The 6,743-nt window shown below is 71.1% G+C and carries 7 protein-coding genes; 5 read left to right on the forward strand and 2 right to left on the reverse strand.

The window, feature by feature from the left end; genetic code table 11:
• Nucleotides 1-45 precede the first annotated feature (45 nt).
• Nucleotides 46-1,395, reverse strand: coding sequence for a tannase/feruloyl esterase family alpha/beta hydrolase (locus F9B16_RS32840; protein ID WP_151544113.1), 1,350 nt, complete (start codon nucleotides 1,393-1,395; stop codon nucleotides 46-48).
• 269 nt (nucleotides 1,396-1,664) lie between these two features.
• Between F9B16_RS32840 and F9B16_RS32845 the strand changes: the two genes are divergently transcribed.
• The 5 genes from F9B16_RS32845 to F9B16_RS32865 are packed head-to-tail and all read left to right on the forward strand — an operon-like array spanning nucleotide 1,665 to nucleotide 6,280.
• A complete protein-coding gene (locus F9B16_RS32845) occupies nucleotides 1,665-2,450 on the forward strand; it encodes an ABC transporter ATP-binding protein (RefSeq protein WP_151544114.1) in 786 nt (261 codons plus the stop codon).
• A complete protein-coding gene (locus F9B16_RS32850) occupies nucleotides 2,437-3,141 on the forward strand; it encodes an ABC transporter ATP-binding protein (RefSeq protein WP_151544115.1) in 705 nt (234 codons plus the stop codon). The genes F9B16_RS32845 and F9B16_RS32850 overlap by 14 nt, the downstream gene beginning before the upstream one ends.
• 49 nt (nucleotides 3,142-3,190) lie before the next feature.
• Nucleotides 3,191-4,429 carry an ABC transporter substrate-binding protein gene (locus F9B16_RS32855; RefSeq protein ID WP_151544116.1) on the forward strand — a complete coding sequence of 413 codons (1,239 nt, stop codon included), beginning with the start codon at nucleotides 3,191-3,193 and terminating at the stop codon, nucleotides 4,427-4,429.
• 10 nt (nucleotides 4,430-4,439) lie between these two features.
• Nucleotides 4,440-5,300 carry a branched-chain amino acid ABC transporter permease gene (locus tag F9B16_RS32860; RefSeq protein WP_151544117.1) on the forward strand — a complete coding sequence of 287 codons (861 nt, stop codon included), beginning with the start codon at nucleotides 4,440-4,442 and terminating at the stop codon, nucleotides 5,298-5,300.
• A complete protein-coding gene (locus tag F9B16_RS32865; protein WP_225992155.1) occupies nucleotides 5,297-6,280 on the forward strand; it encodes a branched-chain amino acid ABC transporter permease in 984 nt (327 codons plus the stop codon). The genes F9B16_RS32860 and F9B16_RS32865 overlap by 4 nt, the downstream gene beginning before the upstream one ends.
• Before the next feature lie 54 nt (nucleotides 6,281-6,334).
• Here the strand turns inward: F9B16_RS32865 and F9B16_RS32870 are convergent.
• Nucleotides 6,335-6,743: PucR family transcriptional regulator (locus F9B16_RS32870; RefSeq protein ID WP_192809105.1), on the reverse strand; the 409-nt coding region annotated here is incomplete at its 5' end.

Consider the following 6,743-nt stretch of genomic DNA (forward strand, 5'->3'; position numbering starts at 1 on the left):
ACTTCCGCGCCTGAGGGAACGAGCCGGGCGGCTGAGAGGTGGCGGCTATGAGGTGGCCTCCAGCGAGCACGTGTTGACGATGTCGCCGGTCGCGGGACGAGGCAGGGTCGCGCTCTCGGGCGGCGACTGGTGACGCGTCGTCCAGGCTTCCAGAGCCGTGAACGCGCTGCGCATGCACGGCAGCAGCGGGCGGAGCCTGTCGGGATAGGTGTCGTAGAGGCCGTCGACGTGGTTGGCGGCCTCTACGCGGTAGTACCGGTAGAGCGCGGAGCCGCGCGCGCGGACCATCTTGGCGTAGACGTCGGAGTCGGTGCTGATCGGCAGGAGCGAGTCGTAGGTGCCCTGCAAGGTGATGAGCGGCTTGCGGATACGGCCGGTGAGGGCGACGCGGTCGACCGCCTTGTGGACGGACCGGGGGCGCGCGGCGTAGTTGTAGTCCGCCTCGTCGCCCGTATAGGACGGGTCGAACTCCTTGCGGTAGATGGTCTGGGTGAGGCCCCAGTACACCTGGTCGTGGAACGGCCACAGGAACTCCGAGCCCGGCGCAAGGCCGGCGTTGAGCAGCGCCTTGTGGGCGGACGGGTCGCCAGTGGCCGCGTACAACGGGTACGCGCGCAGGATCGACGGAAGGTACGTGAACAGGTTCGGGCCGTCCGTACGCCACAGCGTGCCTTCGGCGTCGATGCCACCGTCGTACAGCTCAGGGTGGTTCTCCAACTGCCAGCGGACGAGGTAGCCGCCGTTGGAGATGCCCGCTGCGAAGGTGCGGCGCGGTGAGCGCCCGTAGTGGCGGGCCACGACCTTCTTGGCGGCGCGGGTGAGCTGGGTCAGCCGGTCGTTCCACTCGACCATCGCATCGCCGGGGCGCTTCCCGTCCTTGTAGAACTCGGTGCCGCTGTTGCCCTTGTCGGTGGCGGCGTAGGCGTAGCCCTTGGCGAGGGCCCAGTCGGAGATGGTGAAGTCGTTGGCGTACTGGCGGCGGTTGCCGGGCGAGCCGGCGACGACGAGCCCGCCCGTCCAGTGCTCGGGCAGCCTGATGACGAACTGGGCGTCGTGGTTCCAGCCGTTGTTCGTGTTGAACGTCGAGGTGTCGGGGAAGTAGCCGTCGATCTGGACGCCCGGAACGTGCGCGGGGTTCCGCGTCGCGGTGGACTGCAGCCCCGCCCAGTCGGCGGGAACGGTGTGCCCGGACGCGACCGTCCCCGCGGTGGTGAGGTCGTCGAGGCACGCGGCGACCTGCTTCTCGGCGCCCGGAACGGTCGCGCGCGGCGCACACGCACGGGCCTGCGCCTGCGCCGGGACGGCGGCGGTGAGCGCGGCGGCGGCCAGGGCGGTGCCCGTGAGGGCGGCGCCGGTGCGGGCTCTGGCGGTCAGGAGGCTGCGGACTTTCGGCATCCCGGCTCCTTCGGCGGGTCCCCGGTGCGGGGACGGGTGCCGTCATGGTCGTGAGCGCCCGCGGGCGCGGCCACGTGCGCGGCCCACATATCCGGGTGCGGCGGCATGTGCCGGCGGCCGTGACCTGCACGTGATGTGGGTCACACCCGTATCGGGCCGCCGGAATGTGGGTGCGCCTCACATGGTCCGGCCTCCGGGCGCGATTTAGCGTTCCCGGTCACGGCGACCCGGTGTGGTCCGGGTCACCCCAAGGAACGCGAGGAGGGCGCATGGCCGGTCCCGTCCGAGGGGCCCCGGTTCTGGCGGCGCGCGGCCTGGTCAGGGAGTTCCGCGGCTTCCGGGCCGTGGACGGCGTCGACCTGGACGTCGCGGAGGGCTCGGTGCACGCGCTGGTCGGGCCGAACGGCGCGGGCAAGACCACGCTGTTCAACCTGCTCACCGGCTTCCTGAAGCCGACGGCGGGCAGCGTCCGGCTCGGCCCGCACGAGCTCGCCGGGCGCAGCCCCGAGCACGTCGCGCGGCTCGGCCTGGCCCGGTCGTTCCAGATCACCAGCCTGTTCGCCGAGCTCACCCCGCTCCAGCACGTCGAGCTGGCGCTCGCCGGCCGGACCGGGCTCGGCTGGCGGTTCTGGCGCTCGGACAAGGCGCTGCGCCGCTTCTCCGGCCGCGCCGCCGAGCTGCTCGAGCAGGTCGGCCTGGACGGCCACGGCACGACGCCCGCCGGCGCCCTCGCCTACGGCCGCAAGCGCGCGCTGGAGCTGGCGCTCGCCCTCGCGCTGGACCCGAAGGTGCTGCTGCTGGACGAGCCGACCGCCGGGATGGGCGTGGAGGACGTCGACCGCACCGTCCGGCTCATCCAGCGGGTCCGCGAGACCGGCGACCGGGCGCTGACCGTCGTGATGGTGGAGCACAACATGAGCGTCGTCTCCAGCCTCGCCGACCGGGTCACCGTGCTGCAGCAGGGCCGGGTGCTCGTCGAGGGCCCCTACGCCGAGATCCGCCACGACCCCCGCGTCGTCACCGCCTACCTCGGAGACTCCAATGCTGCGCATTGACGGACTGTCGGCCTGGTACGGCGAGGCGCAGGCACTGCGCGAGGTGTCGCTGCGCGTCGACGAGGGCGAGATCGTCACCCTGGTCGGCCGCAACGGCGCGGGCAAGACCACCCTCCTGCGCTGCCTGATGGGCCTGCACAAGGACGCCAAGGGCACGATCGAGTTTCTCGGCGAGGACATCACCGCGCTCGGCCCGCACAAGAGGGCCCGCCGCGGGCTCGGCTACGTCCCGGACGACCGCGGCGTCTTCGCGACGCTCTCCGTCGAGGAGAACCTCACCCTCCCGCCCGTCGCCCGGCCGGACGGAGCCGCCGAGCCGTGGCCGCTGGAGCGGGTGTACGAGACGTTCCCGCGGCTGCGGGAGCGGCGCCGGTTCCCCGGGACGAAGCTGTCGGGCGGCGAGCAGCAGATGCTCGCGCTGGCCCGGGTGCTGCGGACCGGCGCCCGGCTGCTGCTGTGCGACGAGCCCACCGAGGGCCTGTCGCCGCTGATCGTCCAGCAGATCGGCGCGATCCTGCGCGAGGTCAAGGCCGCCGGCGTCACCGTCCTGCTCATCGAGCAGAACGTGCACTTCGCCGCGACCGTGGCCGACCGCCACCACCTGCTCGCGGAGGGCCGCGTCGTGGAGTCGCTGGACAACGACGAGGTCCTCGCCCGCGAGGGCGAACTCCTCGACTACCTCGGAATCTGAGCACCACCTCGAAACCTCGAAATCTCGGAACACGGCAGGGAGAACCCCGATGACACTTGTGCGACGTTCGGCGGCGCTCGCCACCGCCGGAGCGCTGCTGGCCGGCTGCGCGGGCGGACCCGGCGGGGGCGGGGGCAAGATCAGTGACGGCAAGGTGGTCCTCGCCGTCCTCACCGACGAGTCCGGCGTCTACGCGGACCTGTCGGGCAAGAACGCCGTCGAGGCGGTGAAGATGGCGGTCGCCGACTACAAGGCGAAGTACGGCGGCAAGGCCGTCGCGAAGAAGATCGAGGTGGTGGACGCCGACCACCAGAACAAGCCGGACATCGCGAACTCCAAGGCGCAGGAGCTGTACGACCGGCAGAAGGCCGACCTGATCGTGGACGTGCCGACCTCGTCGGCCGCCCTGGCCGTCGCGACCGTCGCCAAGAACAAGAAGAAGCTGTTCATCGACGTCGGCGCCGCGTCCACCGCGCTGGAAGGCAAGCAGTGCAACAAGTACACCTTCCACTACGGCTACAACAGCTACATGCTGGCCCACGGGACCGGTAGCGAGGTCACCAAGGACGGCTCGAAGAACTGGTACATCGTCTACCCGGACTACGCGTTCGGGCAGGACATGCAGAAGACGTTCAGCTCGGCCGTGACGGAGACCGGCGGCACCGTCGTCAAGTCCGACCCGACGCCGTTCCCGAACGACAACTTCTCGACGTTCCTGCTGAAGGCGCCGGGGCTGAAGCCGAAGCCGCAGGTGCTCGGCGCGATGCAGGCGGGCGGCGACCTCGTCAACCTCGTGAAGCAGTACAACGAGTACAAGCTGCGGGACAAGGGCGTCGGGCTCGCGACGGGCCTGATGTTCCTCACCGACATCCACTCGCTCGGCCCGGACGCGCTCGCCGGGACGCGCTTCACCGACTTCTGGTACTGGAACGCCAACCAGGGCAACCGTGCCTGGGCGGACAAGTTCCAGGCCAAGACCGGCAAGCGCCCGACGGCCGTGCACGCCGCCGACTACTCCGCGGCAATGCAGTACCTGGAGGCGGTGCAGCGCGGCGGCACCGACAAGTCCGGCGACGTGGTGAAGCAGCTCGAAGGCCACCAGGTCAACGACGTGTTCACCGCCACCGGCACCATCCGGCCGCAGGACCACCTCCTCGTCCACGACGCCTACATCGCGCAGGTGAAGCCCGGCTCCGAGGTCAAGGAGCCGTGGGACTACGAGAAGATCCTCAAGACGATCCCGGCGGCGCAGGCGTTCCAGCAGCCCGACCCGTCCTGCAAGCTGTAGGCGGCCCGGCGTGCTGCAACAGGCGTTCAACGGGCTGGTGGGCGGGGCGTTCTACGCCCTGCTCGCCCTCGGCCTGGCCGTCATCTTCGGGATGCTCGGCGTCGTCAACTTCGCGCACGGCGCGTTCTACATGCTGGGCGCGTTCGGCTCCTACGTCCTGCTCGACTCCTGGGGCGTGAACTTCTGGGTCGCGCTGCCGCTCGTCCCGGTCGTGCTGGGCGTGGCCGGGACGGTGCTGGAGCGGCTGTTCATCCGCCGCCTGGCGCCGCTCGACCCGCTCTACAACTTCCTGTTCACCTTCGGTCTCGCGCTGATCCTGCAGGACCTCGTCAAGCGGGAGTACGGCGTGCAGTCCCAGCCGTATCCGCGGCCGTCCGCGCTGGGCGGCTCCGTGGACCTCGGCCTGTTCACCTACCCGGCGTACCAGGTGTTCGTGCTGGCGGTGTCGGTCGTGGTGTGCGGTGCGGTGTGGGTCGTGCTGACCCGGACCCGGGTCGGCATGATCGTCCGGGCGGCGACCGAGCGGCCCGAGCTGACCCGCGCCCTCGGCATCGACGTGGCCCGCTGGGTCACGCCGGTGTTCGGGTTCGGCATCGCGCTCGCCGCGTTCGCCGGCGTGCTCGCCGCGCCGATGCGGGCGGTCAACCCGCTGATGGGCTCCGACCTGATCATCACGGTGTTCGCCGTGGTGGTGATCGGCGGCCTCGGCTCGGTGTTCGGGTCGGTCGCCGCGGGGTTCGCGGTCGGGATCGTCTCGGCGCTCGGCAACTACTACGTGCCGTCGCTGTCCCAGACGCTGGTGTTCATCCTGATGGCCGCCGTGCTGCTGTGGCGCCCGGCGGGCCTGTTCGGCAGGGAGGAGGCGCTGTGATCCTGTCCAGGCTGGCCGGACGGCCGGTGCTGCTGGTCATCGGGCTCGTCGCGGCGATCGTGCTGCCGTGGTTCGTCTATCCGCCCGTCGCGATGGACATCATCTGCTGGGCGCTGTTCGCCGCCGCCGTCGACCTGCTGCTCGGCTTCACCGGGCTGCTGTCGTTCGGGCACGCCGCGTTCTGGGGGTCCGCCGCCTACGCGACGGGCCTGATCGCGGTGCACTCCGGGCTGCCGTTCCCGGTCGCGGTCCTCGGCGGCGCGGCGTTCTCCGCGGTGCTGGCCGTCCCGATCGGGTACCTGTCGATCCGGCTGCGCGGCATCTACTTCGCGATGGTCACCCTCGCGTTCGCGCAGATGGTGTACTTCGTCGCGAACCAGTGGCGGGACGTCACGGGCGGGGAGAACGGCCTGCAAGGCATCCCGAGGGACTTCTTCGGCGTCGACCTGTCCGACCCGTTCTTCTTCTACTATGCGGGGCTGCCGTTCATCCTGGCCGGCCTGTTCGTCGCGTGGCGGATCGTCCGGTCGCCGTTCGGACGGGTGCTGGTGTCCATCCGCGACAACTCGGCGCGTGCGCGCGCGCTGGGCTACAGCATCGACCGCTACAAGCTGCTGGTGTTCGTCCTGTCGGCGGCCCTGTCCGGGCTGGGCGGCGGCCTGTTCGCCATAGGCCACGGCTTCGCGTCCCTGGACGGCGTCTACTGGACGACGTCCGGGCAGGCCGTGATGATGGTCGTCCTCGGCGGCATCGGCACCCTGTGGGGAGGCGCGATCGGCGCCGCGCTGATCGTGGAGCTGAACGACTACCTCGCCACGGCCGGCTTCCAGGAGACCGGGATCATCACCGGCGCGATCTTCATCGTGGTGGTGCTGGTGTTCCGCCGCGGCGTCTGGGGCACCGCCCGCGCCCTCCTCGCGAAGCGCACCGCCCGCCGCCCCGCCGACCAGGCCCCCGCCAAGGTCACCACACCTGCCTGATCCACGTGGCGTGTCGCCCTTATGCGGTCTCGCATAAGGGCGACACGCCATGACTCAACGAGAGAGACGATGGAGGCGGAGCGCCAGCTGGAGTTCCAGGGCGCGTTCCGGGGACTGCCAGTCGTCGCCGAGGAGGCGGGAGATGCGGTCCAGGCGCTGGCTGACGGTGTTGACGTGGATGTGCAGCCGCTCCGCCGTCCGGGACAGGCTGCCGCCGCTGCCGAAGTAGGCGTCGAGGGTCTGCACGAGCGCCGTGCCGCGCCGCTCGTCATAGTCGAGGACGGGCCCGAGCGTGCCGCCGAGGAAGCCGGGGACGTCGCGCGCGTCGCCGATGAGCAGGCCGACGAAGCCCAGCTCGGACGCGCCGGCGCCGTCCCCGCGGCGGCCGAGGGCGAGCAGCGCGTCCGCGCAGCGCCGCGCCTCCAGGTGCGCCGCCGCGATCCCGGCCGGCCCGCGCACCGGG

The sequence above is a fragment of the Actinomadura montaniterrae genome (assembly GCF_008923365.1).
GTDB classification, from domain to species: Bacteria; Actinomycetota; Actinomycetes; order Streptosporangiales; family Streptosporangiaceae; genus Spirillospora; species Spirillospora montaniterrae.

Bases quoted from the DNA above. Each gene is read 5' to 3' on its own strand.
- F9B16_RS32840 (WP_151544113.1), bottom strand. From the start codon at position 1,395: ATGCCGAAAGTCCGCAGCCTCCTGACCGCCAGAGCCCGCACCGGCGCC.
- F9B16_RS32845 (WP_151544114.1), top strand. From the start codon at position 1,665: ATGGCCGGTCCCGTCCGAGGGGCCCCGGTTCTGGCGGCGCGCGGCCTG.
- F9B16_RS32850 (WP_151544115.1), top strand. From the start codon at position 2,437: ATGCTGCGCATTGACGGACTGTCGGCCTGGTACGGCGAGGCGCAGGCA.
- F9B16_RS32855 (WP_151544116.1), top strand. From the start codon at position 3,191: ATGACACTTGTGCGACGTTCGGCGGCGCTCGCCACCGCCGGAGCGCTG.